General features: G+C 43.6%; 23 protein-coding genes. 5 read left to right on the top strand and 18 right to left on the bottom strand.

Features of this window, described 5'->3' with window-relative positions; genetic code table 11:
• Positions 1–10: 10 nt before the first annotated feature.
• Both ACUN27_RS16085 and ACUN27_RS16080 read right to left on the bottom strand, forming a co-directional pair.
• Complete coding sequence (locus ACUN27_RS16085) at positions 11–808, bottom strand: sugar phosphate isomerase/epimerase family protein (protein ID WP_326060056.1); 798 nt, start codon at positions 806–808, stop codon at positions 11–13.
• A gap of 33 nt (positions 809–841) precedes the next feature.
• Positions 842–1780, bottom strand: a complete 939-nt coding sequence (locus tag ACUN27_RS16080; protein WP_445559191.1) for a sugar phosphate isomerase/epimerase family protein — start codon at positions 1778–1780, stop codon at positions 842–844.
• A 234-nt stretch (positions 1781–2014) separates the two neighbouring features.
• Between ACUN27_RS16080 and ACUN27_RS16075 the strand changes: the two genes are divergently transcribed.
• Positions 2015–3220 carry an ROK family protein gene (locus ACUN27_RS16075; protein WP_315950939.1) on the top strand — a complete coding sequence of 402 codons (1206 nt, stop codon included), beginning with the start codon at positions 2015–2017 and terminating at the stop codon, positions 3218–3220.
• Between the two features lie 101 nt (positions 3221–3321).
• On the opposite strand, the gene ACUN27_RS16070 is transcribed toward ACUN27_RS16075, so the two are convergent.
• From ACUN27_RS16070 to ACUN27_RS16055, 4 genes are all read right to left on the bottom strand, one after another.
• On the bottom strand, positions 3322–4284 hold the full coding sequence (locus ACUN27_RS16070) for a bile acid:sodium symporter family protein (RefSeq protein ID WP_315950940.1): 963 nt from the start codon (positions 4282–4284) through the stop codon (positions 3322–3324).
• Between the two features lie 144 nt (positions 4285–4428).
• Complete coding sequence (locus tag ACUN27_RS16065) at positions 4429–4965, bottom strand: NAD(P)H-dependent oxidoreductase (protein ID WP_315950942.1); 537 nt, start codon at positions 4963–4965, stop codon at positions 4429–4431.
• 176 nt (positions 4966–5141) lie between these two features.
• Positions 5142–6502, bottom strand: a protein-coding gene (locus ACUN27_RS16060; protein ID WP_445559190.1) for an IS3 family transposase whose coding sequence is annotated in 2 segments (ribosomal slippage) — positions 5142–6046 and positions 6046–6502 — 1362 coding nt in all. Because the reading frame shifts where the segments join, the coding sequence is not laid out codon by codon here.
• 77 nt (positions 6503–6579) lie between these two features.
• Positions 6580–7149 (bottom strand): TetR/AcrR family transcriptional regulator, encoded by a 570-nt coding sequence (locus tag ACUN27_RS16055; RefSeq protein WP_326060062.1) that lies wholly within the window; start codon positions 7147–7149, stop codon positions 6580–6582.
• Between the two features lie 129 nt (positions 7150–7278).
• Here ACUN27_RS16055 and ACUN27_RS16050 point away from each other — a divergent pair, with 129 nt between their 5' ends.
• Together ACUN27_RS16050 and ACUN27_RS16045 are read left to right on the top strand one after the other, a co-directional pair.
• Complete coding sequence (locus ACUN27_RS16050; protein WP_445559189.1) at positions 7279–8160, top strand: LysR family transcriptional regulator; 882 nt, start codon at positions 7279–7281, stop codon at positions 8158–8160.
• A gap of 62 nt (positions 8161–8222) precedes the next feature.
• Positions 8223–9323, top strand: coding sequence for a GerAB/ArcD/ProY family transporter (locus ACUN27_RS16045; protein ID WP_445559188.1), 1101 nt, complete (start codon positions 8223–8225; stop codon positions 9321–9323).
• Here ACUN27_RS16045 and ACUN27_RS16040 read toward each other — a convergent pair.
• From ACUN27_RS16040 to ACUN27_RS15985, 12 genes are all read right to left on the bottom strand, one after another.
• Positions 9312–9542 (bottom strand): hypothetical protein, encoded by a 231-nt coding sequence (locus ACUN27_RS16040; RefSeq protein ID WP_445559187.1) that lies wholly within the window; start codon positions 9540–9542, stop codon positions 9312–9314. The two genes, ACUN27_RS16045 and ACUN27_RS16040, sit on opposite strands and share 12 nt — an antisense overlap.
• Positions 9539–10711, bottom strand: a complete 1173-nt coding sequence (locus ACUN27_RS16035) for a Ger(x)C family spore germination protein (protein ID WP_315950949.1) — start codon at positions 10709–10711, stop codon at positions 9539–9541. The genes ACUN27_RS16040 and ACUN27_RS16035 overlap by 4 nt, the downstream gene beginning before the upstream one ends.
• Positions 10708–12279 (bottom strand): spore germination protein, encoded by a 1572-nt coding sequence (locus tag ACUN27_RS16030; protein WP_445560630.1) that lies wholly within the window; start codon positions 12277–12279, stop codon positions 10708–10710. Before ACUN27_RS16030 ends, ACUN27_RS16035 begins: the two co-directional genes overlap by 4 nt.
• Positions 12280–12470: 191 nt before the next feature.
• Positions 12471–13133 (bottom strand): NAD(P)H:quinone oxidoreductase, encoded by a 663-nt coding sequence (gene wrbA / locus ACUN27_RS16025; RefSeq protein ID WP_445559186.1) that lies wholly within the window; start codon positions 13131–13133, stop codon positions 12471–12473.
• 65 nt (positions 13134–13198) lie between these two features.
• The gene (locus tag ACUN27_RS16020) at positions 13199–13942 is read right to left on the bottom strand and encodes an SDR family NAD(P)-dependent oxidoreductase (RefSeq protein ID WP_445559185.1); all 744 of its coding nucleotides are present in this window, start codon (positions 13940–13942) and stop codon (positions 13199–13201) included.
• Between the two features lie 220 nt (positions 13943–14162).
• Entirely contained in the window at positions 14163–14660 is a 498-nt protein-coding gene (locus tag ACUN27_RS16015; protein WP_315950954.1) for a hypothetical protein, read from the bottom strand.
• A gap of 231 nt (positions 14661–14891) precedes the next feature.
• Complete coding sequence (locus ACUN27_RS16010) at positions 14892–15563, bottom strand: succinate dehydrogenase cytochrome b558 subunit (protein WP_315950956.1); 672 nt, start codon at positions 15561–15563, stop codon at positions 14892–14894.
• 161 nt (positions 15564–15724) lie between these two features.
• The gene (locus ACUN27_RS16005; RefSeq protein ID WP_445559184.1) at positions 15725–16720 is read right to left on the bottom strand and encodes an oxidoreductase; all 996 of its coding nucleotides are present in this window, start codon (positions 16718–16720) and stop codon (positions 15725–15727) included.
• Positions 16721–16925: 205 nt separating this feature from the next.
• On the bottom strand, positions 16926–17588 hold the full coding sequence (locus ACUN27_RS16000) for an SDR family oxidoreductase (protein ID WP_315950959.1): 663 nt from the start codon (positions 17586–17588) through the stop codon (positions 16926–16928).
• 242 nt (positions 17589–17830) lie between these two features.
• Entirely contained in the window at positions 17831–19150 is a 1320-nt protein-coding gene (locus ACUN27_RS15995) for an FAD-dependent oxidoreductase (protein ID WP_445559183.1), read from the bottom strand.
• Between the two features lie 80 nt (positions 19151–19230).
• Complete coding sequence (locus tag ACUN27_RS15990) at positions 19231–19980, bottom strand: SDR family oxidoreductase (protein ID WP_445559182.1); 750 nt, start codon at positions 19978–19980, stop codon at positions 19231–19233.
• 71 nt (positions 19981–20051) lie between these two features.
• Positions 20052–20531, bottom strand: a complete 480-nt coding sequence (locus ACUN27_RS15985) for a carboxymuconolactone decarboxylase family protein (protein WP_157321082.1) — start codon at positions 20529–20531, stop codon at positions 20052–20054.
• 143 nt (positions 20532–20674) lie between these two features.
• On the opposite strand from ACUN27_RS15985, the gene ACUN27_RS15980 reads away from it, so the two are divergent.
• Together ACUN27_RS15980 and ACUN27_RS15975 are read left to right on the top strand one after the other, a co-directional pair.
• Positions 20675–22123, top strand: a complete 1449-nt coding sequence (locus tag ACUN27_RS15980) for a spore germination protein (protein ID WP_445559181.1) — start codon at positions 20675–20677, stop codon at positions 22121–22123.
• The gene (locus ACUN27_RS15975; RefSeq protein WP_445559180.1) at positions 22120–23292 is read left to right on the top strand and encodes a Ger(x)C family spore germination protein; all 1173 of its coding nucleotides are present in this window, start codon (positions 22120–22122) and stop codon (positions 23290–23292) included. Before ACUN27_RS15980 ends, ACUN27_RS15975 begins: the two co-directional genes overlap by 4 nt.

The raw sequence follows: 23292 nt of genomic DNA, 5'->3' as shown, positions 1-23292 counted from the left end.
CACCTCCTATTTACTTAAAAAGCGACTTCGCATAAGCAAGATCTTCGGTAATGTAGCGGTCTTTGTTTGCCAAATCCGTGTACTCTGCCGTCAAACAGATGACACCGGCATAGTTTCGTTCTTTCACATAGCTGGCAATTCTCGGCCAGTGCGCCATCCCGTGCCGTCCGGTCGTGAAATGACGTTTCCACTCCGCTGTTTCAGCCTCGGGTCCGTTACTGCGCAGAAAGAACCCATTTTTCAAATTCACCATTGCCAGATGGGACCAAACGATATCCAATCCATATTCAGGCTGTTGCCCCGCGAATGCATCGTGCGCAGCATCCCAGACGACGCCGATATGCTCGGGGTTTATTTGATGCATCAACTGCATAATACCGTTCGAATCGATGATGTAGTTTCCGTAATGCTGCTGGATGCCGACCTTTACGCCATACTTTTCGCAAAGCGGGACAAGCGCCTCCAGTTTCCGCTTGGTCCTCTCTTCCGTTGCCTTATACCCGTCCTGATCGATGTTGACCATGATTCGGATCAGAGGTACACCGGCTTCCGAACATGCAGCGAAAATCGATTCATCCGTTGATGCGGCAACGCTATAAATGTTGACCCCTTGCTCGTTTAACTGCTTGGCAAATTGCGGCAGTGTTTTCCAAGCTGTCTCAGGCTCTACCTGAAACCCGTCTCGAATAGGAAGCTCGATGCCGTCAAATCCAACTCGGCTTACAAAGCTGGCCAGCTCGGGAGCCATTTTATCTTTCCAATGTTTCACAAACAGTGAAAATGAATAAGGTTTTTCCGAATGTTCCACAGCTGCCGTTCCTCCCTTTCCCTCGCGCATTTTTTATACATTAACATTAGATTTTGTGACGCTAAGAAGGTGCTGCACATCGTGATAACATTGCTGAGCTAATTCGGTATGTACGGGAAGATCGGAGCCAGGCTTGCTTACACTTTCAACGGTGAGGTAACCGTTGTATCCGATTTGTTCCAGCCCTCGGAACACTTCGTACCAATCAATCCCACCTTGATTAATAAGACGATGACAGAAATATTGCTCTTCTTGTTTACCCTGCTTCGGTATGACTCTATGATACCTGCCGATATGCGGTACATAATCACTATATTCGAAAGCCCAAGGATACTGGTTTCCTTGCAGCTTCACTATATCCTTAATATGAACGTTGAGGAGATACGGTTTTAAACGTTCAATGGTTGCTATCCCATAATCGGTCGGCACTTGATACAGGTTAACCGGATCCATGATTAGCCCTACATTACTGCGCCCTACTGCTTCTACAAAAGCGATCGAGGAATCGGCATGATCGCAAAGCGTTCCGTGATGCATCTCAATAACCGCCCGTATATTTCGGATGTTTGCCGCATCGGCGCATTGCTGGAACCACTTGATTGCCTTAGCAAAGTCGTCCTTGGACACCTCATCGGAATGCTGGAATCCTGGGTTCAATCGCATCATGCCGCATCCAATGGTTGAGGCAAATTCGAGATAGCGCTCCCACTTCAGAAATTCCGCATGGTTTTCCTCTTCCGTATTACAAGCAAAATTCCCAACAAAAAGGGATAGATTGATTGGAGTTAGCCGATAATCTACGAGCAAACTTTTAATCTGCTCCGCTCGTTCTTGCGAGATATGACCATCTTTTAATTCACCAACACCTCGAATCTCGACGCCCTCATAACCAATAGCAGCCGCATCTTTCAAAAAATGCTCCATAGTTGAATCATCATACATATTACCGCCTAAAACGATCATTGATTTCATCCCGCCCTTTCTGTAATAGCGCTTTCAATAGTATGAGGATATCATAAGTTATATCTGTAACTTATGTCAACATTTAAATTAAGTTATTAAATTACCTGTTAAATGTTATTATAATCAATAGAAAAACATTGATCTTTGTTCTTATTTTTATTAAAGTAAGCTCATTACCACTATTCGTATGGGTTCAGGTATAATCGTTTTAATTACATAATGATATAGCGACGGTGATAACACATGATAAGTCCATATAAAAGCGATCAAAAGGGTACCAAAACCAGCATCATTCAAGCTTTGCGTATGCACGGTTCCATGCCTCGAATTAAATTGACCAAAGTTACGGAACTGAGCAGAGCGACCATCTCTTCCACGATTTCCGAACTCATGGATTGTAATCTTGTCCAAGAAACAGAAAAAGCCCCATCAACGGGAGGCCGTCCAGCTATCTCACTGGAGCTAGTCCCAGGATCACCTGGCATTATGGGCGCCGATCTGGATAATCAAATATGGACGTTAGGTGTGTTTGATTTACTGGGGAATGTCATCCATCTTACGAAAATACCTGTCAGCTCTCCCCTGCCCGAGATTGCGATTCAAGAGTTAACGGATCAAACGGCAAAATTTGTTAAAGAATTGAATATCAGTGTCATCCAATTATTCGGTCTGGGAGTTCCAGGTCTTGTCGACACAAGAAGAGGTATAATTAAAAGCGCTTCAGATTTGGGTTGGTCGAACGTGGAGATTGAGGACATAGTAAGTAAAAAACTTGGATGGCCCACTGTAGCCATCAACAGGCACCGTGCCCGTGGGCTTGCTGAATGCCGATTCGGTTCGGGCAGCAGCTATAAGCATATGATCTATGTTGGGGTCGGTTCCGGGATTGCTGCCGGAATTTTTAATGATCGACAGTTGGTTTCAGGTTCGTTCGGCGGAGCAGGTGAGCTCGGACATATTACGGTTGAGCCGGACGGTCCGGTATGCCCTTGCGGAAATAACGGTTGTTTGCACCTCTATTCAACGGCTTCTGCCATTGAACAGGAAGCGCGCAGACAACTTCGGTCCGGACAGGAAGATAGTGTGCTCAACCGTGTGATAGCTGGAAACGATCTTCAACTTCTGCAAGTAAAGGACGTTTGCTTGGCTGCGGATCAAGGTGATGCTTTGGCCTTACGTATCGTTAACCGCGCCGCCACGTATCTCGGGATCGCGTTGGCTAATGTGGTCAATTTGCTCAATCCGGAGGCGATCATTCTTGGGGGATCCATTCCCAGCATGTGCAGCACATATGTCCAAACCGCCACAAAAGTTATGAAACAGCGGTCCATGTTAGCCCTCTCTGCCGGAATAGCCGTGGACACGGCCGTCTTACCCGAAATCGGCGGTGCACTCGGCGCAATTAATTTTGCGCTTGATCAACATTTTTCTTTTACTATGATTCAATAAGAAAAGCGTAAAAAAGCCTCCAGCCCACTTGAGAGTGGTCCTGAAGGCTTTTTTAGTTTCGCTATATCCTTATGTATACGTCAAGTGTACTCACATCTCAACTATGCTGCTTTTGCTGTGTGGCCGTTTACTCCGTAACTTTTAGCCAGACGCTGCCCGAATATCGCCGCCAAAATCTGCTGAAACAGCATGCCTGCGACAACTGGAAGCGCCACTGGCGGCGGAAAAAAGCTGATGGCGAGCACCGCACCTGCACTTAAATTTCGCATCCCGGAATTAAACGTTAAGGCTATCGTAACTTCGCGTTCCCATTTCATCATCCGTGATACCAGCCAACCTGCCAAATATCCGATGGTAGCGCTCACGAAAGCGATTACAATGATTTTGATCAACTGCCCATTCATGTTCTTGAGATAAGGAGCTATGACCGAGGAATTAATCGCGACGACCACAAAAAGGCCTATTTTAGAAAAAGGCGCAAACCTGGGTCCCCATGTGGTTTTAATTCTCCCTTTTGTCCACTGATTAAGCATCGTGCCGATCAATGAGGGAATCACGACCATTAAGAATAATCCTCTCATAATTTCCCATTGGTCCATATGTACCTTCGCTCCAACGATGATTGAAAGACTAAGTGGCACAATAAAGGGAGACAGAAGTGTGTCTAGCAAGATCAGCGCCAAAGTAAGCGCTATATTTCCTCCGTAAATAGTGACCCATACCAAGCTAACTACACCGGTAGGAATAACGAATAGGAGAACAAAACCAGTCTGAGTCAAATCATCTCCTGGGAAAAAAAGCGAGCCGGCGGCCCAACCAAGCAATGGCATGGCAAGATGCAAAATGATAAAGTTAGCGACAATCGGCAGCGGATGCATCAACACCTTCTGTAAATCTTTAAAATTAGAGCCAATGCTACCGAAGAACGTCATCAACGCAAATATCCATGGCACCAGAAAGCTCAGATTGTGCAGCCAAACACTGCAAATTAGCCCAACAATAACAGCCGTTGGCGTAACAAAAGGCATTGCTTTCTCGAGAACTTTATTCAATCGGATAAGCATATACACCCCTCCTTTCTCTATTGATAAGGATTCATTTTAATTACGAGACAATTGTAGCACAATTGTGAGTCTTGATACTTACTATTTCAACAAAATAAAAAGGCTTCCACCCAAGCGGGCGAAAACCTTGTAACGACATCTTTCTTAAACCAGCACTCCTGGTTTGACCGTTTTGAGATGCTGCACATAATCTTGAGCGCTTTTTGCTACACGTTCATCTGTCACATTAGACGTATCGTTCAAAGCAAAGTGTGGCAGATACGAGGCGCTAATAAAATGAGCAAGCGCTTCTACCGGGCGCAGCATCTCTTCTAAAGTAAATCGATTGGACCCGCTTTTTGAATACGACTCTTTGGTGCCATACGTCGAGATCGCAACACCGATTTCTTTTCCAGCCAGTTTGCCCTCTGGTCCATAAGCCCAACCGTATAACAATACGTTGTCAAACCACTTTTTTAATAATGGCGGTGTGCTGTACCAATAAAATGGGTATTGAAAGATAATGCGGTCATGCGACTCCATTAACTTCTGCTCTTTCGCAACATCGATATTTTCGTCTGGATACGTTTTGTATAGCTCATGGATGGTGTAATCCGTTTGATCTTGCAAGGCCTTCACCCATGCTTTATTCCAAGTGGATCCTTCCATGTTCGGATGCGTAACGATGACTAAAGTTTTCATTTTATTTGCCTCATTTCATCATTGATTTCGTTTAATTTACGATTGACGGCATACTCATTTACCTTCATTATTTTTCTTTATTTCTCAAGAAATGATACGCCATAATAAAATATTATTAATTAACCTATTAATAGGTAGTCAAAATTGAAGTGACCCCTTAAAGTTAGACAAATGTTTTATGCAACCTGTTGGGCATGAGCTCGGTACTGTACCGGGCTCATGCCTTTTAGTTTTGATTTGATACGTTTGTGATTGTAGTAATCCATGTATCGTGCTAATTCTAGCTTAAAGTGATCTACACTTTCAAACTCATTTAGGTAAAGAAACTCTGACTTCATAATGCCAAAGAAGTTCTCCATTACCGCGTTATCGTAACAATTTCCTTTACGTGACATGCTTTGGGTAATTCCTTGCTCCTTCAAAGCATGTTGATAAGGCTTCATCTGGTAGTGCCAGCCTTGATCCGAATGCAGGAGGAGTTCATCCTCTTCAGATAAGCGTTTAAAGGCCTTATTTAGCATCTCGGAGACTAAGGAATACGTAGGGCGGGACCCTACTGTGTACGTGATAATTTCACCGTTAAACAAGTCCAAAACAGGTGATACATACAGCTTTTCTCCAAACAATTTAAATTCTGTAATGTCGGTAACCCATTTCTCATTTGGTCTTTCCGCTTTAAAATTACGGCCGAGAACGTTAGGTGCAATTTTACCTACTGTTCCTTTATAAGAGCGATATTTCTTCATACGTACTACTGATTTCAAGCCTAATTCTTTCATGATACGCTGCACTTTTTTATGATTAACTTGTTCTCTCCGATTCAATAGTTCATCACGGATACGACGATAGCCATAACGGCCCTGATGTTCCTCGTAAATGGATTGAATAAGGAGTTTAAGGTCTGCGTCTAGATCGGGTTTGTCGAACTGCTTTACCCAGTAATAGAATGTACTACGGGGGATGGCAGCGAACGCTAGCAATGTAACCACCGGGAATTCATGCCTTAATTCATAGACTACTTGTGCTTTGTCTTGTTTGGTGATTTTTCCTTGTTTTGAACTAAGGCATTCAACTTTTTTAAATAGGCGTTTTCCATCTTCAAACGTTCTATTTCAGCTTTTAGAGTTTCGACTGAACCCTCCGTAGGTTCTTGTTTCTTTGCAATGTTTTCTTTGTTATTTGTCATGAGTGAACGCCCCTTTTTCTTTGATTTCAGGGCGTCCTTTCCATCTTCATTAAATTGATTGCGCCATTTTCTAATAATCCCTGGAGAGGAAATTTTGAAGATGACAGCAGCCTCATTTGGAGACGTCCCATACTCGTTCATGTAGTTGAGTACGTCTAGTTTAAATGACGCGGTGTAAGCTGTATAGCTCTTTTCAAAAGCTCTTATCCCGTGATATTCGTATTGCCTAATCCACATACGTAAAACTTCATGATTTATCCCTAATGATTTTGCAATACTTTTGACTCCTTCAGTACCATTCTGATACCTTTGAATGGCCTTCAATTTCTCATCTAAACTGAAATTAGACAAAAAAACTGCACCTCCATTGTTAGTGGTGTCTAACAAATGGGGTGCAGTTCAAATTAAAAAATAATCCGCCTGCTTTTTCAAGTTAAGGCGGATAGCAAACCATCGACAATCATATCAAACTTTTTGACATCACTAAAACTTCTTGCTAGTAGTTGCGCTCCTTGAAGTGAAGCCAGAAATTGATGGGCTCTCACATCTGCGGGGCCTTCAAATTTAAGTTGATCATCGAGACGCCCCTGCTCCAGCACACGTTCCAACCATTCTAAATTCGATGTGAAAAATTGAGCTAAGCCATCTCGAACTTTGCCGGAAAGAGTAGCTAAATCCGTTGAGAGCATAACGCTCAGACAAGTACGGTAATCTTGGACTGGACCACTGTAAAGTAAAGTGAATTTGCGCAGTTTCTCCAAACTATGCTGAGTTTCCAAATCAATTTGTGAGACATAGGTAATAAAATTTCTTTGATACCGTGTAATCAGCGCTTCTCCCAGATCCTCTTTGTTGGGGAAATAATAATGAATACTGGCATTCCGTATCCCTACTTTGTCTGCAATGTGAGAGTAGCTAAATCCGTTAAAGCCAAATTGCTGCACAAGCGACTGAGCGGTGTCCAAAATAAATTCTGCTGTATTTTTATTTTTATCCATAAGTAAATTCTAGCTATCAGTAGATAGCATGTCAACATGCAAGGTATTCTTTTATCATGTATAATGCAGAATAATGACATTCATTATCTCAATCTCAGATAGCTAATCGCACCGATACAGGAGGCTTTTATGGATATTCAGTTGCTCAAAGTTTTTTTTACCACGGCACACGAAGGCAGCATTTCCAAAGCAGCAAATAAATTAAACTTCGCCCAGTCCAACGTCACGCATAAGATTCAACAACTGGAAGCTGATTTGCAAACACAGCTCTTCTATCGCCACAATCGGGGAATCACGCTTACGCCTTCCGGTCAAATCCTTGTTTCCTATGCGGAGAAAATATTGCATGTGATTCAGGAAGCCCGGCTTGCCGTGGGGGACTCCTCCGAGCCCGCAGGTCCCTTGCATATTGGCTCCATGGAAACAACCGCCTCCGCCCGGCTGCCCATGCTGCTCACCAACTATCATACGGAATTTCCCGCAGTCGATTTCACATTAACAACGGGTCCTACAGAACAGCATATCCATGGCGTGCTTCATTATGAGCTTAACGGAGCCTTTGTGGCAGGTCCCGTAGAACATCCAGATCTGATTCAAGAAAAAGTCATTGATGAAGAACTGGTCCTAGTCACTTCATCTTCCCACCCTCCCATCCGTTCTATCCATGACGTGCAGGATCGCCCGCTTCTCGTCTTACGCAGCGGTTGTGCCTATCGGGCAAAATTAAATCTGCTGCTCAAAGAAGAAGGTTTAATCCCTGTTAAACTGATGGATTTCGGATCACCGGAAACGATTATCGGTTGTGTCGGCGCAGGCTTAGGCATTTCGCTTTTGCCACGTACAATCGCTGCCGAACCAGAAGAACAAGGACGAATCCGCACGCATAAAATTACAGGCAAGCATGCCATCGTCACAACGGTGTTCATCCGGCGCAGGGATGCTTTAATCACACCAGCATTATCCGCTTTCTTATCGGCTATGCGTAAGCATTTCACGGGATCTAACGTATAATTAGCTATCGAAAAGTCAATACTTGGAGCAACCTCTGTGAGGTTAGGTGAGGGGGGGCTGCTATGCAACATACAGAAAAAATTACAGGTAACCAATTAGGTATCCTACTATTCTCTTTTATCGCTTCCACGATCGTCTTAACCATTCCTGGATTGATGGCGATGTTTGCCAAACAAGATGCTTGGATATCGGTGATACCATCGACTACAACAGGTTTACTAAGTATTTGGGTGATGACCAAACTCGCGAATCGATATCCGGGTCTGACAATCATAGCGTATAGTCAAAAAATACTCGGTAAATGGTTAGGAACCTGTTTGGGCCTTTATTATATCTACTTTTGGTTTATGTCTATTTCGATTATGACCATACAACATACCTTTTTCATTAAAACACTGCTATTACCAAGAAGTCCGTCCATCATAGGAAGTCTGACGTTATTGATCCTTTGCGGTCTAGCTGTATATATGGGTATTGAGGTCATTGGAAGATGTTCTGAGTTTCTTACGCCACTGAAATTGGTTTTTTTGATTCCACTTTTGATACTGACGATTGGTGCAGCGGATCATGAACAACTAAAACCAGTTTTAGCAGACGGCTTTCTGCCGGTATTACAAGGAGCCATCCTACCGGCAGGAGCATTTATGAATCAGTTGTTTATTTTGGGATGGCTGCTTCCCTATTTGAATCAACCCCAAAAGGCGTTTAAAATTTCCTTGTATGCGCTTATATGTATCTTTGTTTTTATTTTTATCATTGTTTTATCTACGATTTTGGTTCTCGGTTCGTTAACAGGTCAACTCAACTATTCGTATTTAAGTGTTATGCAATATATAGGTATTGAAGGTTCATTCGAACGTCTCGAAGCCATTGCTGTCATGGTATGGGTCATTGGGAGTTTCGTGAAAGTTTCGGTGTCATTGTTTATATTAAGTATTAGTATAAGCCAGATTTTCGGCATTCGGAATTATCGTGATCTCGTGGCGCCAATCACCCTCTTGTGCCTCATTGGATCTGTTTGGGTTTTCGAAAATGGTGCTGAACTTCAGACTTATCTTACATTAATTTACCCGAGCGGGGGTTTTGTTACACAAAGCCTCATACCGCTTTTACTTCTCTTGATAGACACAATCAAAAGAAAAGCTATGCCTTCACCGCATTAAAAGCATTTTTCCGATGGGTTCAAAAACAATTTTGAACGGGACGACCATACTTGGCAGCTCAACTCGAGCAATTAATAAAGAGCCGACGATAGACGATATGGCCATTAAACCGCTGAATACCACTGCTTCTCTATTTTTTTGTCTTTGCAGATTTGATCGGATTGTAACAAAAGACCATACGATCATGAAAGATACAAAAAGGATGATTTTGACGATCATTTTATGATCTCCTTTCTCTTCAAATGTAAAGGAGGACCTGCCATCCCGCTGCCTAATATATTTATCTTTACATCAAAGGAAACGGCTACCTCCGGATACTTATTGTCCCATTGATCTTTCAACGTTTTCCACTGTTTCGGCTCGTCACGGTAGATTTCTCTGCCAAAACCCACACTATCTACTTTGTATTGCTTCTGGACTTTGGATAACGTATCGTGAATTTGTTCTTCAACCGCTTTCTCCAAGGCTTCCTCAACAATTTTAAGATTCTCTGGTATTCGAATATCTAAATTGGTGTTATTTTCCCAAATATTCCCTTCACCTTGAAGCTGTATGTTAAATTTAATCTTACCCCCACTAATCTCCGGAGTAATTTTCCGATCCGTTTTTGATAAAATCATCCCAACCGTTCCACCGCTATCTGGTATATTTGCATTAAGGCTCCCATGCTTCATTCTATTTGTAACCCATAGAAATCCATTGGTTTCATTCTCGTTTAGAAAACCAGCTAATTTGAAGTCCTTAAAAATGGCCGAGCCGGCTAGCTTAAATATATGGCTTTCTTTGACTCCTTCTGTTATGCCATCCGGCGTGATGGCTCCCAAAACGGGGCTGATTCCTTCTCCAGACGAGGCTAAAAAAAAGTCTCGCAATGAGATTGCCAGCTCATTTCTTAAGCCTTCCATTTCCTTGATGGCTTCACTGGGCACTTGTTCAAAGGGGTATTTCACTTTCAGAATGTCCCGCCCTTCTCCTCCCTTTACAACCATGATATATGTTTTTAAGCGTTGTTTTGAATCGTGGGTGTAAATGTCGAGAATGTCTTGAATTCCACGTTTAGACAGCTTCTCACCAATGTAAATAACGACGCGGTGTGCAGTAAACAGTCTACGCGAACTTTTTTTCTGAAGCCTATAGAAAGCTTCATTCACATTACTACCCTCAGCGGAAATAACGAAAAACTTCTCGTTGCTGTTGCCTCCACTCCCCGGCCCTCCTTGCGCAGAGGAAGGAATTGCAATTTGATGGGATAAGATATAGTTCCCGTCTTCGGTTATGTCAAATGCCGTACCCATAATGAAAGCAAGATCGTTTATTTCCGTTCGGTCCCAACAGCCACTTGTGGTCAGCAGTGTGATTAGTACCCCTATAAAAAGGAATGGTTTCATTCTGGAGCTCCCTTCCTTTTGCCCGCAGATTCAGGGCTTGGTTTTTGACCTGCAGGCTCACGTACTGCGTCGTTAAAGCTTGTTGCTTTAGGACGTTGAGTTTTAGCCCATATAGGTGCCCGGATGATGACATCCTTTAATTCAGAGAATGTCATCGGAGTTGCTGGAGCAAAGTATGGGACTCCGAACGAACGAAGCGATGAGATATGTAACACAATGCCCAGTAAACCGATTACAATGCCATAAAGACCAAGCGTACCCGCCAGTAATAGCATGGGAAATCGTAGCAATCGGATTCCATTAGCAAAACTGTAACGAGGAATCGTGAACGCTGCAATACCAGTAATGGACACAATAATAACGACCGGTGCGGAAATTATGCCTGCTAATACAGCCGCTTGTCCGATGACCAATGCCCCTACAATACTTATCGCTTGCCCGATTTGCCTAGGTAATCGAATCCCTGCTTCCCGTAAGGCTTCAAATATAATTTCCATTAAGAAGGCTTCGATTACGGCTGGAAAAGGAACAGGCTCTCTAGAGGAGGCAATACTCAGTACCAGATTAGTAGGAATCATTTCCTGATTGAAGGTCGTAATTGCGACGTATAGAGGAGGAGCAAATATCGCGATACTAATGAAAAGGAAACGAATCCATCGCACAAAAGTGGCGATTGGCCAGCGGATGTAATAATCCTCACTTGCCTGGAGCCCCGTCCAGAAGGTCATGGGAACAATTAAAACAAAAGGAGATGTATCCACGAGAATAGCTACTTTTCCTTCCAATAGTTCGGCTGCAACCACATCCGGTCGTTCCGTACTGTGTACAAGTGGAAATGGGGAAAATGGACTATCTTCGATAAACTCCTCCACGTACCCTGAATCAAGGATTCCGTCTATTTTAATCCTTCCAACCCTTTCTCTAACTTCCTCAATGATCGTCTCCGAAGCAATTCCAACAATATAAGTTATAACAACTTGCGTTTGTGAAAGTTCACCGAGTGTAAAAGACTCCATTTTTAATCTTGAAGTCTTAATTAAGGAGCGAATTAACCCTATATTCCTTGAAATATTTTCGATAAATCCAACCCTGGGCCCGCGGATGACGGGTTCAGATGTCGGTTCGTCTAGGCTTCTTGTTGATTTGGCATTCACCTTCACCATCATCGCATCGCAGTTCCCTATGGTGATCACGGCTGCATGGCCATTTAAGACTTGTTTCACGATGTCAGTTACTTTGGATATAACACTCGTCATCCCTAGGGAGATACTTTGATCATCCAGCCATTCTGTTTTTGCTATCTCTTCCTGTCTTTCCGATGCAGCGATTAATGGCTTCAAGATATGATCATTAATCAACTCTTCTTCAACCAGGGTTGCAAAGTAGATAATAAGCCAGTGGTTGTGTCCAGCCATTTGAACATGACGGAAAACGATATCAGAGCTGTTGTGGAATATCCGTTTAAGAATAAATTCATTATGCTCTAAATCCTCGGTTAACCCGGAGTTCTCTTCACCTTCAGATTGAAGTTCCTCAGGTATAATTGGATACCCAGGTTTCGTGCGCATCCATTTCCTAAACCATTTCACTGAACAGCCTCCTACAGAAAACACGGATAGATCTAATTTCCCATTTTTTCTCCAAAAATATTCTAGGATGAATGGTCATCTTCATCGCGCTCTCCTTGTTATGGTTAGGAAATAACGCATATAATCCCAGTACCAATACGGCACTGGGATTATATATAGAATTAGCAATATTATTGTTCTAAACCAGCCTTTACACATTTGGCAACAGACACAGCGCGTTTTGCTTGGTGCTGGGCAGCAGCGCGCGCGTCTTCCTTAATCGCTCCATTTTGATCCACGGTTACGCTTGTCCCGTACGGATTGCCGCCTGCAACAAATACCGAAGGATCCGTGAACCCTGGCGCAGCCACAATCGCACCCCAATGGTACATGGAAGTGTATAATTGAAGAATCGTTTGTTCCTGACCTGCATTCGGATTTTGGGCGGAAGTCATGGCGCTCACCACTTTATTCACCGTTTTCCCTTGTGCCCAAAGGCCTCCTGTCGTATCTATGAACTGTTTCATTTGAGCTGGTAGATTACCGAATCTTGTGGGCATACTAAAGATGATCGCGTCTGCCCACTCCAAATCTGCCAAAGACACGGTAGGAATATCCTTGGTTTGCTCAAGATGAGCTTTCCAAGATGGATTGTTATCTATCACAGATTGTGGCGCAGTTTCCGGCACTTTGAGAATTTTGACCTCTGCACCTGCTTGAAGTCCTCCTTCAGCGGCCCATTGCGCTAATTGATAATTGGTCCCATTTGAACTGTAATAAATAACGGCTAAATTCACCTTTGATGTTGACACTTGTGTAGACTCCTTTTTAAATAGTTTTTTAAAGATACTCACGAATATCGCTCCAAACTTTATATTTTATGTTCGATTCTATCAACGACTCTCTTACTTAGACTTGCTTACCACTGTCCTGCGTTTTGACCACCATCGACGTGAAGAATTTCTCCCGTCACAAAATTTGCGGATTCCAGATATAAAATAGCATCAACAATTTCCTGCATCTCGCCCATTCGGCCCATCGGGTGTAATGTAGCTAAATAAGCGTGATTCTCAACCGGATGCATCGGTGTTTTGGTGATTCCAGGCGCGACTGCGTTCACCCGGATGCCTTTGTCCGCGAACTCGATTGCCAGTGACTTCGTAGCTGAGTTCAAACCGCCTTTGGTTAAAGCCGGCAGTGCAGCAGGAATGGCTTTAATTGGCTGTTCAATAAACCCACTTGCTGTGATGTTGATGATATGGCCTGAACCCTCTTTCAACATCTCGATTAACGCACGCTGAGTGAGATGGAAGAAGCCTGCGACATTGACGGAAAGGATCGATGCAAAATCTTCTTCCGTGTATTCGGTGAATGGTTTAGCAATAAAAATCCCAGCATTATTAATCAGTGTGTCAATGCGTCCAAAACGCGCAAGTCCTTCGCCGATTAACTGCTCAGCTACTTTCGGGTTTGAAATATCGCCTGCAACATAAGCGACATGCGTACCTGTCGGATCGATTTCATTGGCAGCCTTAACCAACTCTTGTTCACGACGGCCGTTGATGACTACGTTAGCTCCTCTTTTTACGAGTTCCACTGCTGCTGCTTTCCCAATCCCACTGCTTCCTCCTGTAATTACGACCACTTTACTTTGAATACTCATTTTCTCCACTCTCCGTCTCTACCTATTAAAAGGTAGTTAATTTAGTTAAAAAAATGCGTCCTTTTTCAAGACGCTATTGATATGTCTTGTTTCTGGCCTGCTCATGTATCTTACAATGATTCTTCTATCTTGTATAATACAGAAATGAGATACTCGATATCTCATTTCTAGATGACTGGACTACATCTACACTTTTTCCATAGTAGAGGGCTTGCCTAATCTATTTGCGCTTCCCCCACGGCTTAAAAACGGAAAGTAGAAACATGGAAACCAAGGAGATCAACTGTAAACCTATACCAATGAACAACGATAGCGTGTTTACTACCAAAGCCCCTTGATTTGCTCCCTCTACCCCTACATCCGTTATCAGCGATATGCCTTGAAGTGTATATATATACATGCCGATAGGACCTAGAATAAGCGCAAGCAAACTAAGTATTTCCTTCGCTATGATCCAATAATATTTCACCAAGCCCCAGTGAGTCCATACGGATAACAGCAACCCTGTCACTATTGTTCCAATAAATGAAGCTCTCACAGAAGTTGTAGATAAAACATGCATAGCCTTATAGCAAGAAAGTATTAATCCTGAATCATTAGAGCTCGCTGCCGTTATACTCAAAATAAGAAATGTTACACTTGTACCGAGCATAATGGCTGAAAAAAGGATGTGCAAGCTCAAGAGCCACTTCTTCTGTGTCATGTTTAGCACTTTCATAATCCCGCAATCCCCCTGTAATTGTAGTATCTATAAGATAATAAATGGAAATAAACTAGATCTAAACCACATATTAAAAATTCATAAACTAGGCATTTTCTTACCGCGCTATTGACTATTTCTTTAAATAAAAAAGCGGGATAAAGTTTGCTGTCAAGAGCTGTGACAGCAACTTTATCCCGTTATGAATTGGCAGGAATTCACCAAGTTTTAATTCAAGGGGTCCCTCCTTTAACTATACCTACCGAGTAGTACAGCGGCATTAGCCGCTCCTTTAAATTCCTCGCCAGTGAACGCAATGAGCGAAAGAAGGAATAGCAGCGAAACAAGCACAAAAACCCCCATACAAATTTTAGAGGAGATTTGTTGTGATCTCGGTGATATCGTGACCCCCCAACTAATCATAAAAGCCCATAGACCATTACTGAAATGGAATACTGCTGACAATACCCCTATCACATATAGGACGAAATAGGTTGGATTCGTAGCAATTTGATGCATCGTAGACCCAAGATCATCATGCGTGATGGTCCCAAGGTAGACTTGAAGGCGTGTATTAAAAAAATGCCAGAAAACGAAAATAAACGTAATGACCCCCGTTATACGTTGAAAAGTAAACGCCCAATTGCGACCGTACGTGTATTGTCCCGAGTTCATATTGGATTGATAAGCCATATAAAGTCCATACACGCCATGGAACAGGATCGGAATGTAGATTCCAAAGATCTCAAGCAAAGGCTTAAGCGGCAAGCTGTTGACCAAATGTACACCGCTGCTGAACCCCTCTGGTCCGCGTTCAAACGATTGAAAGTTAATCAATAGATGGACTAGAATGAAGCCCCCGAGTGGAATGACTCCGAGTAGTGAATGCAGTTTGCGCCAGTAATAGGAATTTCCTTTCATGTGACACCTCTCTAAGATGATTTGTTCCCGATCTGTCTCGTTGTTTCTAATCGGTCAATGATATGCTGTCTTGACATTAATAAGACAATTGAGAGTGTCAAAGTGTGACAAAAAACCGCCCACACGGTTCGAAAACCTGAGGACGGTTGATAAATTTTTGCTCATACTGGAAACTTGATACCGGTAAGTTCTTCACTAAGGTGCCAGAGCTGCTCCGCGAATTCCGGATTCGTCGCCCATGGTTTAACGCCTGGTCCGCGAGGGTTATCGGCAGGAACAGCCTGTGCAATATCTACATTTTCGCAATAGACGCCCCCTTTACCTTCCAATTGTTTATTTGCAGCACACCAGACAATCGTAGCTGCACCCTCTGAAATTGTTTTAAACTCATCATTATACTCGCTGAATACTCGCTGCCCTTGTTCGTCCAGAGCTCCCATCGCAAGCATTTCATCATCAGACAGGTTGCGTGACAAGTCGGTTACAATCGATCCTGGATGGACAGAAAAAGCACGAACACCATAGGATTGACCCCGCTTATCCAACTCGACCGCAAATAAGGCATTTGCTGTTTTGGATTGTCCATACGCCGTCCACTTTTCATAATGGCGAGTTTCAAAAAGCGGATCCTTGAAGTCCATTCCACTAATTGCATGACCTCGCGATGAGACCGATACAACTCTAGCTCCCTCCGCTTTAACTAAAGCCGGCCACAGTCTTGCTGCAAGTTGGAAATGTCCCAAGTGGTTTGTTGCAAACTGAGCTTCATACCCGCGGTGATCACGAGCAAGCGGCGATGCCATGATCCCGGCACTATCCACAAGAATATGCAAGGGACGATTTGAAGCAAGGAAGCGCTCCGCGAAAGCATCTATGGAGGCAGGAGCTAGAAGATCCAAAGATTCTAGTTCAACCCCAGGTAGATGGGAAACGGATGCCTGAGCCTTCTCGGGCGTACGTGCTGGCACAATAACCGTTGCCCCGGCTTCCGCAAGCACACGCGCAGTCTCGAGACCTAGTCCCGAGTAGCCGCCTGTAACAATAGCGACTTTACCGCTCAATTTTTCTCCCCCAAGTGCTTCCTGCGCCGTCGTTCTTGGACCAAATCCTGATTGAATCGGAGCTTGTATTGTTACTTCGTAACTATTCTTTTGCATCTGAATATTCCTCCATGGTGATAGAATTTTGAGCATAGGCTGAAATCCCCTTTGCCTAGTTCCAAGAATAGTACCTGGAGTATACTCGATGTCAATTTTAAAATTTCATACAAATGCTGGCTCCTGCTTTGTAAGTGTGAAATAAAAAAGAAGACCCACATTCTGTAGGTCTCCTCATACTAAAATTGTTCGCAATGGTCATAATTCAAGTGCGCTTTAACCAATCTTCGAAGCGAGTCGTGGAAATACGCGCTTCCCCTAGAGGGACAAGAGAATGTTGGTTCAATAACACGCCGTAGTAACGTGAGTTTTCGTCTGTCACTACCTGCCTAGTGTCCTTTCTAGCGGTCAGGAAGCGACGCACGAGTTCGTCAAGACCCATGCGTTCTGGACCAGCCAGGTCTACAATGCCATTCACAGGCGCCGCAAGCGCATAGTCCGCAACCGCGGCAGCGACATCGTCGGATACAATCGGTTGAATAAAGGCGGACGGCATCCGGACGGTTTGCCCTTCCGTAGAGAATTGAGCAATGCTTTCAACGAACTCGAAGAACTGCGTCGCACGAACGATTGTGTAAGGAACTTTAGAGGCCTTAATCATTTCTTCTTGCGCCATCTTTGCCCGGAAATAGCCACTCTCAAGAAGACCATCCGTACCAACGACGGATAACGCAACGTGATGTTTCACGCCGGCAGCAGCTTCAGCTGCTAGGAGATTGCGAGTTGAGGTCTCAAAGAACTCTAATACAGCTTGGTCTTCCCATGATGGAGCGTTCGAAACATCGACGACAACTTCCGCACCGCTAATTGCTTCACCTAATCCTTCTCCAGTAATAGAGTTGATGCCTAAAGAAGGTGATGCGGCCACTACGTCATGACCACGCTCACGCAGGTTATTTACAAGTTTTTTTCCAATAAGTCCACTACCACCAATAACAACAATTTTCATATGAATTCCTCCTAGTAGGTGATTGCTGCATATAATTTACACGTTGTGCTATTTTTATATTCCTTCCTTGCTGTTCCTTAATTATTTTCTTAACACTATTAAGACAATTGGCAGCTCTGAAGTGTGACATACATTTTGCTTTGTTCGAGTACCAAATTTTATTAAACCTTTTGTAAAGCTTCATGAACTTCATTAACAATGGACAAAGCCACATTCCGAGCGCTGGAGAAAGCTCTTTCTGCAAGTTCTCCCTTCCCCTCACAGCCATCTCCACAAAAATAGAACGGAACATGATCGATACGAGTAGGCAGTAACTTATTTGTAATAACGTTTTTCACGCTGGAGACCATTGCTTTTTTGGAAACGCGTTTCACCGCGGTAACTACGCGCCACCCTGGGTAATGCCGATCGAAGAGTGCTTCAATCTGTGCGTTCTTATCATCCAAATAAGTTTTACGCTGCTCCTCACTATCAAAATGATCTTTCAAATAGGCGATTGCCTGCAGCAATTGTCCACCCTCTGGTACAAGCGTATGGTCTGTTGCCGACACATCCGTGATAAATATTTTATTATCCATATCGCTAATATACGTAAAAGGTCTTGCAACAACCTGACTTAATCCAACATCGTAGATCATTACTTCAGTTGCTGTATTGGATTCATATGGAGCAAGGAATGGCTCCCAAGCCGTACCTTTGAGAAATTTGATGACTTGTTGAACCGGCATGGCAAAAATAACTTTATCGAAAGCTTGCTTACGATTTTTGGTCTGCAGAATAAATTTCTGATCTTCATATCGAAGTTCTTCTACACTTTCCTGCATGGCGATTTCCCATTGCTCTGAAGTCATTATTTTCTGCTTCAATTGATTCGTAATAACGGACCAACTTCCTAGGACATAATTGACAGGTTTTGTTGACAGAAACAAATTATGATAGTACTCACTAATCACAGCTCCGGAAACATGACGAGCATCTTCAGGAGCAATAAAGAAATTGGAGCAAACCAAATGCTCCCATAACTCCTTCACATCATCATCCGCCTTGGAGGCTTCGAAATAGTCGCCTAAGGTGTTGTAGTTTTTCAAGTTATGAATATTGGCAATAATCGCCGTAATATCTCCGACAAACCTTACTTTCTGCATGGTGCTTAATAGATCTGTTGTTAATAGATTAATAGCGTCCAGCGGCGCCGTTGTAAGATGATTACCTTTCGAATAAACGACTTTGCGTTTATCTACCTGCTTAGAGGAAAACGTCAGGCGCAATTCATGTTCCATGGACGACAAGGTATGACGGTCGATGCCATAGATCGCATGTGCGCCGTAGTTTAATGTGAATCCAGCCTTTTCATAAGTAAAAGCTCGCCCGCCTAATTGCGGACTGCGTTCGAATAAAGTTCCTTCAACATGTGGATTCTCAGTCAAGTAGGCAGCCGCTGTTAATCCAGCTAATCCACCGCCAATAATAGCTATTTTCATTATGTTATCCTCCTGGGGTACTAAAAAAGGAGAACTGCACGCAAGCAGTTCTCCTTTTCGGCCATGCAGAACTATTTATTTTAGTTCGCAGAGCCATTTAACCACTCTTCAAAATGTGTTGGAGCAATACGCGCCTCGCCTAGTGGAACGAGTGAATGCTGCTTCAACAGCACGCCATAGTAGCGTGAATTTTCGTCTGTGATAAGTTGTCTTGCGTCCTTTTTGGCGTCCAGGAAACGACGAACAAGTTCATTAAGACCCATGCGTTCCGGACCCGCCAAGTCGACAATACCATTCACAGGCGCCGCAAGCGCATAGTCCGCAACCGCGGCAGCGACATCGTCGGATACAATCGGTTGAATAAAGGCGGACGGCATCCGGACGGTTTGACCTTCCGTGGAGAATTGAGCAATACTTTCAACGAACTCGAAGAACTGAGTTGCGCGAACGATGGTATAAGGCACTTTAGAAGCTTTAATCATCTCTTCTTGCGCCATTTTCGCACGGAAATATCCACTCTCCAACAAGCCATCCGTACCAACGACGGACAACGCAACATGATGTTGCACGCCTGCAGCAGCTTCTGCTTCAAGAAGATTTCGCGTTGACGTTTTGAAGAAGTCTAATACGGCTTGATCTTCCCACGAAGGAGCGTTCGTAACGTCAACGACAACCTGTGCGCCGCTGATTGCCGCAGTTAGCCCCTCACCCGTAACGGAGTTGATGCCTAAGGAAGGTGATGCCGCTACGACTTCATGACCAAGCTCACGTAAGTTATTCACAAGTTTTTTTCCGATAAGTCCACTACCGCCAATAACTACAATTTTCATATGAATTCCTCCTGGTTTTATGATTGAAATTATCTAGTCTATAGGGTCCAAACAAATGAAGTATGAACTTATTACTTGAGTCCAGCTTTCGATAAACCAAATGCAGCATCAGCTGAACCTGGAACTGTTTTGAAACCGACATTGATACGGTTCCACGCATTGATCGCCATGATGGAGAAGCTCAAATCTGACAATTCTTTCTCCGACAACTGGCCGCGAACTCGGTCATACACTTCATCAGGTACACCATGTTCAGGAAGCTTGGTTAGGATTTCAGTCCAAGCCAACGCAGCGCGTTCGCGCGGCGAGAACAACGTGGATTCCCTCCAAATTGGGAGGTGATAGAGACGAAGTTCGCTCTCACCATGAATTTTGGCTTGTTTGACGTGCATATCTACGCAGAATCCACAACCATTCATTTGAGAAGCCCTAATGTGAACCAGATGCAGGATTGTTTCCTCAATTGAGCTATCCTTCTCAGCGTTGCTGAAGTCCATCATTTTTTTGGTGAATTCCGGTGATTGCTGCATGTAATTTATACGTTGTGTCATTTTTGTTACCTCCACTTTTTTGATTTCATAACACTATTAAGACAATTGGCGCTTTCAAAGTGTGACATTCTTCATCCGCTGAATAACGAAATGACACTCTGTTAATAATATCCAACATCTATGATGCATGCGGGTGATCCTCGATGAGCGAAATAAGCAGGTCAATCGAAGTAAACGAAGCCTTTCTTAAAGATCAGTTCCGTGATTGCTCAGATGTCGTTATTCGATCTTTTATGTTAAAAGACGAAACCAAACTAATCCTTGTCTACCTAGACGGCATGACTCGCTTACAAAGTATAGAGGATAACGTACTCAAACCGCTGATTTTCAGCGGACTCCCCCAAGGCATGGATCGGATTCAATCTCTAGCCGACATGTTTAGCCAGGAATGGATTCCTTTGACGGATGTCAAGACGGATTGTACGCTCCAAGATCTTGTCCAGCACATCCTGCAAGGCAGCTTAGGAATATTAGTGGATGATGCGGCAACCGCGCTAATTGCACAAGTGCAAGGATTTGAGACAAGAAGCATCCAAGAGCCAAGGAAAGAAGCAACATTACGGGGGTCAAAAGAGGGATTCGTCGAAAATATTCGCACGAATACAACGTTGATTCGGAGAAGAATCGTTCACTCTCATTTGAAAATGGAATCTTTTACGGTTGGGACTTATACGCAGACTGAAGTTGTCCTAACCTATTTGAAGGGACTAGCAGATGAGAAAGTATTAATGGAGGTAAAAGATAAGTTAAATGCCATAGAACTTGAAGGCGTTCTCGATTCCGCTTATCTCGAGGAGTGTCTTGAGCATAACTCTTTCTCTATCTTCTCACAGATTCAGAATACCGAACGACCTGATATTGTGGCGGCAAGTCTTCTGGAGGGAAAAGTCGCGATTATAACGAATGGAACTCCCTTTGTCCTAATCCTTCCTATTACACTATGGTCAGGTCTTCAATCGGCTGATGACTATTTTGAGAGGTTCATCTTTGTTTTACTGACACGTATGATCCGATATATCTTGACCTTCACTTCCTTTGCTTTGCCCGCAGTCTATGTTGCCTTATCAACGTTCCACCCGGAAATGGTCCCTAACTCTCTCATGATTGAAATCGCAACAGCAAGAGAAAGCAGTCCGTTTCCGACCGTCATCGAAGTATTCCTTATGATGTTTATTTTTGACGGATTACAAGAAGCAGGGGTACACCTTCCTAATCAACTTGGTCCGGTTGTCAGTATTATTGGCGCGTTGGTAATTGGTCAAGCGGCCGTTGAAGCCGGCATTATATCCACACCGATTATTATCGTTATTTCGTTGACCGGTGTCGCGGCATACACCATTCCGAGATACAGTGCCACCCTGCCCTTCCGTTTCACCCGCTATCTCTTGTTGTTCATAACCGGGTGGCTTGGTTTTGTCGGCTTCGCGTTTGGCATTATTTTTTTGCTGATTCATCTCGTATCGCTTGAATCCTTTGGAACGCCATTCTTGAGCCCGCTCGCGCCATTCGATGCCAAACGATTTAAAGATGTGATTATCCGTTATCCTTATAGGTTTAAGAATCTTCAAAACAAGAAAGGACGCCAAACATGATCCGCGCTGTAATCATCACGTGCGCATCTGTCATATTTATGTTCTTCGTCTCAGGCTGTACCGATTTTGTAGAGCCGAATCAATTGGCATTTGTAATGGGGACGGCTGTTGACCATGTTGATAATGGCAACATCGAAATCAGCCACCAGATTGTCATCCCCTCCCAAATGAATGGTACTTCCAAAGGAAGTGGATCCGGAGACTCGGACAGTTTCCTCGTCATGTCGGCCAAAGGAAAGGACGTTCTTGAGGCAAATCAAAAAATACAGAGGGAGATATCAAGAAAATTACTGACTAGCCATCGCATTATAATTGCAATTAGTGAAGATTTTTTCATTAAGAATGAAGTGGACAAGATATTTGATAAACTCGGAAGGGATCCTGCCAACAATCAAAGGGACATTACCGTTATGATTAGAGGGAAAAGCGCAAAAGAATTCCTGATGACGAAGAATCCTTTGGAAAATCTCTCTAGTATTGCGGTTGGCAAAGAAATGAATATCAATGGGATGAAAAAATACTCTACAAGGCAATTTGTTATCGACAGTGTTGCACAAGACCACCGGCCTCTCGTTCCGGTTCTACAGATGAAAAATACGCAAACAAGCAAGAATAAAAAGGATCTACTGGCCGTACTATCCGGTTTCGCTGTCTTGAATAATGAACTTAAAATCGGGGGGGTTTTGGACGATTTGGAGGGAAATAAAACAGCCTGGATGTCCGGGAAGGATGGGTTGCGAGTGCTGACCATTCCTTGGAAGGATGGCAAGGGGAGTCTTTCCTTCAGATTGACCCATCTGAATCGCGAAATGAAATCGACTGCCGGCCCTGCTCCTACTCAAGTAGCTGTAACTGCTAGAGCACAAGCTTATCTGCTTGAAAACACGACTCAACTTGACATGTCCGAAGTAGGCAGCATGCTTGAAGTACAACAATATCTCAATGAGAAAGTTAGTGAAGAATTACAACTTACCTTTAATAAAGTTCAGAGTTGGGGCACGGACGTTTTCAGCATCGGTGCTTACCTGCACCACAAGTATCCAGCATGGTGGCGGTTGAATAAAGAGGATTGGGATGAACATTTTAAGCAAATCCATGTGGTAGTCCAAGCAAATATCCAATTTAAATCCATCGGGGCAACTGGCGGACAAATAAAACGAGGACGGTAA

Source organism: Paenibacillus sp. WC2504, from assembly GCF_052682475.1.
This window is presented reverse-complemented; position numbering and strand designations above follow the sequence as displayed.

Coding starts and splice junctions, on each gene's coding strand:
- ACUN27_RS16080 (WP_445559191.1), bottom strand. CDS start 1,780: ATGAAATCAATGATCGTTTTAGGCGGTAATATGTATGATGATTCAACT.
- ACUN27_RS16075 (WP_315950939.1), top strand. CDS start 2,015: ATGATAAGTCCATATAAAAGCGATCAAAAGGGTACCAAAACCAGCATC.
- ACUN27_RS16070 (WP_315950940.1), bottom strand. CDS start 4,284: ATGCTTATCCGATTGAATAAAGTTCTCGAGAAAGCAATGCCTTTTGTT.
- ACUN27_RS16065 (WP_315950942.1), bottom strand. CDS start 4,965: ATGAAAACTTTAGTCATCGTTACGCATCCGAACATGGAAGGATCCACT.
- ACUN27_RS16055 (WP_326060062.1), bottom strand. CDS start 7,149: ATGGATAAAAATAAAAATACAGCAGAATTTATTTTGGACACCGCTCAG.
- ACUN27_RS16050 (WP_445559189.1), top strand. CDS start 7,279: ATGGATATTCAGTTGCTCAAAGTTTTTTTTACCACGGCACACGAAGGC.
- ACUN27_RS16045 (WP_445559188.1), top strand. CDS start 8,223: ATGCAACATACAGAAAAAATTACAGGTAACCAATTAGGTATCCTACTA.
- ACUN27_RS16040 (WP_445559187.1), bottom strand. CDS start 9,542: ATGATCGTCAAAATCATCCTTTTTGTATCTTTCATGATCGTATGGTCT.
- ACUN27_RS16035 (WP_315950949.1), bottom strand. CDS start 10,711: ATGAAACCATTCCTTTTTATAGGGGTACTAATCACACTGCTGACCACA.
- ACUN27_RS16030 (WP_445560630.1), bottom strand. CDS start 12,279: ATGCGCACGAAACCTGGGTATCCAATTATACCTGAGGAACTTCAATCT.
- ACUN27_RS16020 (WP_445559185.1), bottom strand. CDS start 13,942: ATGAGTATTCAAAGTAAAGTGGTCGTAATTACAGGAGGAAGCAGTGGG.
- ACUN27_RS16015 (WP_315950954.1), bottom strand. CDS start 14,660: ATGAAAGTGCTAAACATGACACAGAAGAAGTGGCTCTTGAGCTTGCAC.
- ACUN27_RS16010 (WP_315950956.1), bottom strand. CDS start 15,563: ATGAAAGGAAATTCCTATTACTGGCGCAAACTGCATTCACTACTCGGA.
- ACUN27_RS16005 (WP_445559184.1), bottom strand. CDS start 16,720: ATGCAAAAGAATAGTTACGAAGTAACAATACAAGCTCCGATTCAATCA.
- ACUN27_RS15995 (WP_445559183.1), bottom strand. CDS start 19,150: ATGAAAATAGCTATTATTGGCGGTGGATTAGCTGGATTAACAGCGGCT.
- ACUN27_RS15990 (WP_445559182.1), bottom strand. CDS start 19,980: ATGAAAATTGTAGTTATTGGCGGTAGTGGACTTATCGGAAAAAAACTT.
- ACUN27_RS15985 (WP_157321082.1), bottom strand. CDS start 20,531: ATGACACAACGTATAAATTACATGCAGCAATCACCGGAATTCACCAAA.
- ACUN27_RS15980 (WP_445559181.1), top strand. CDS start 20,675: ATGAGCGAAATAAGCAGGTCAATCGAAGTAAACGAAGCCTTTCTTAAA.
- ACUN27_RS15975 (WP_445559180.1), top strand. CDS start 22,120: ATGATCCGCGCTGTAATCATCACGTGCGCATCTGTCATATTTATGTTC.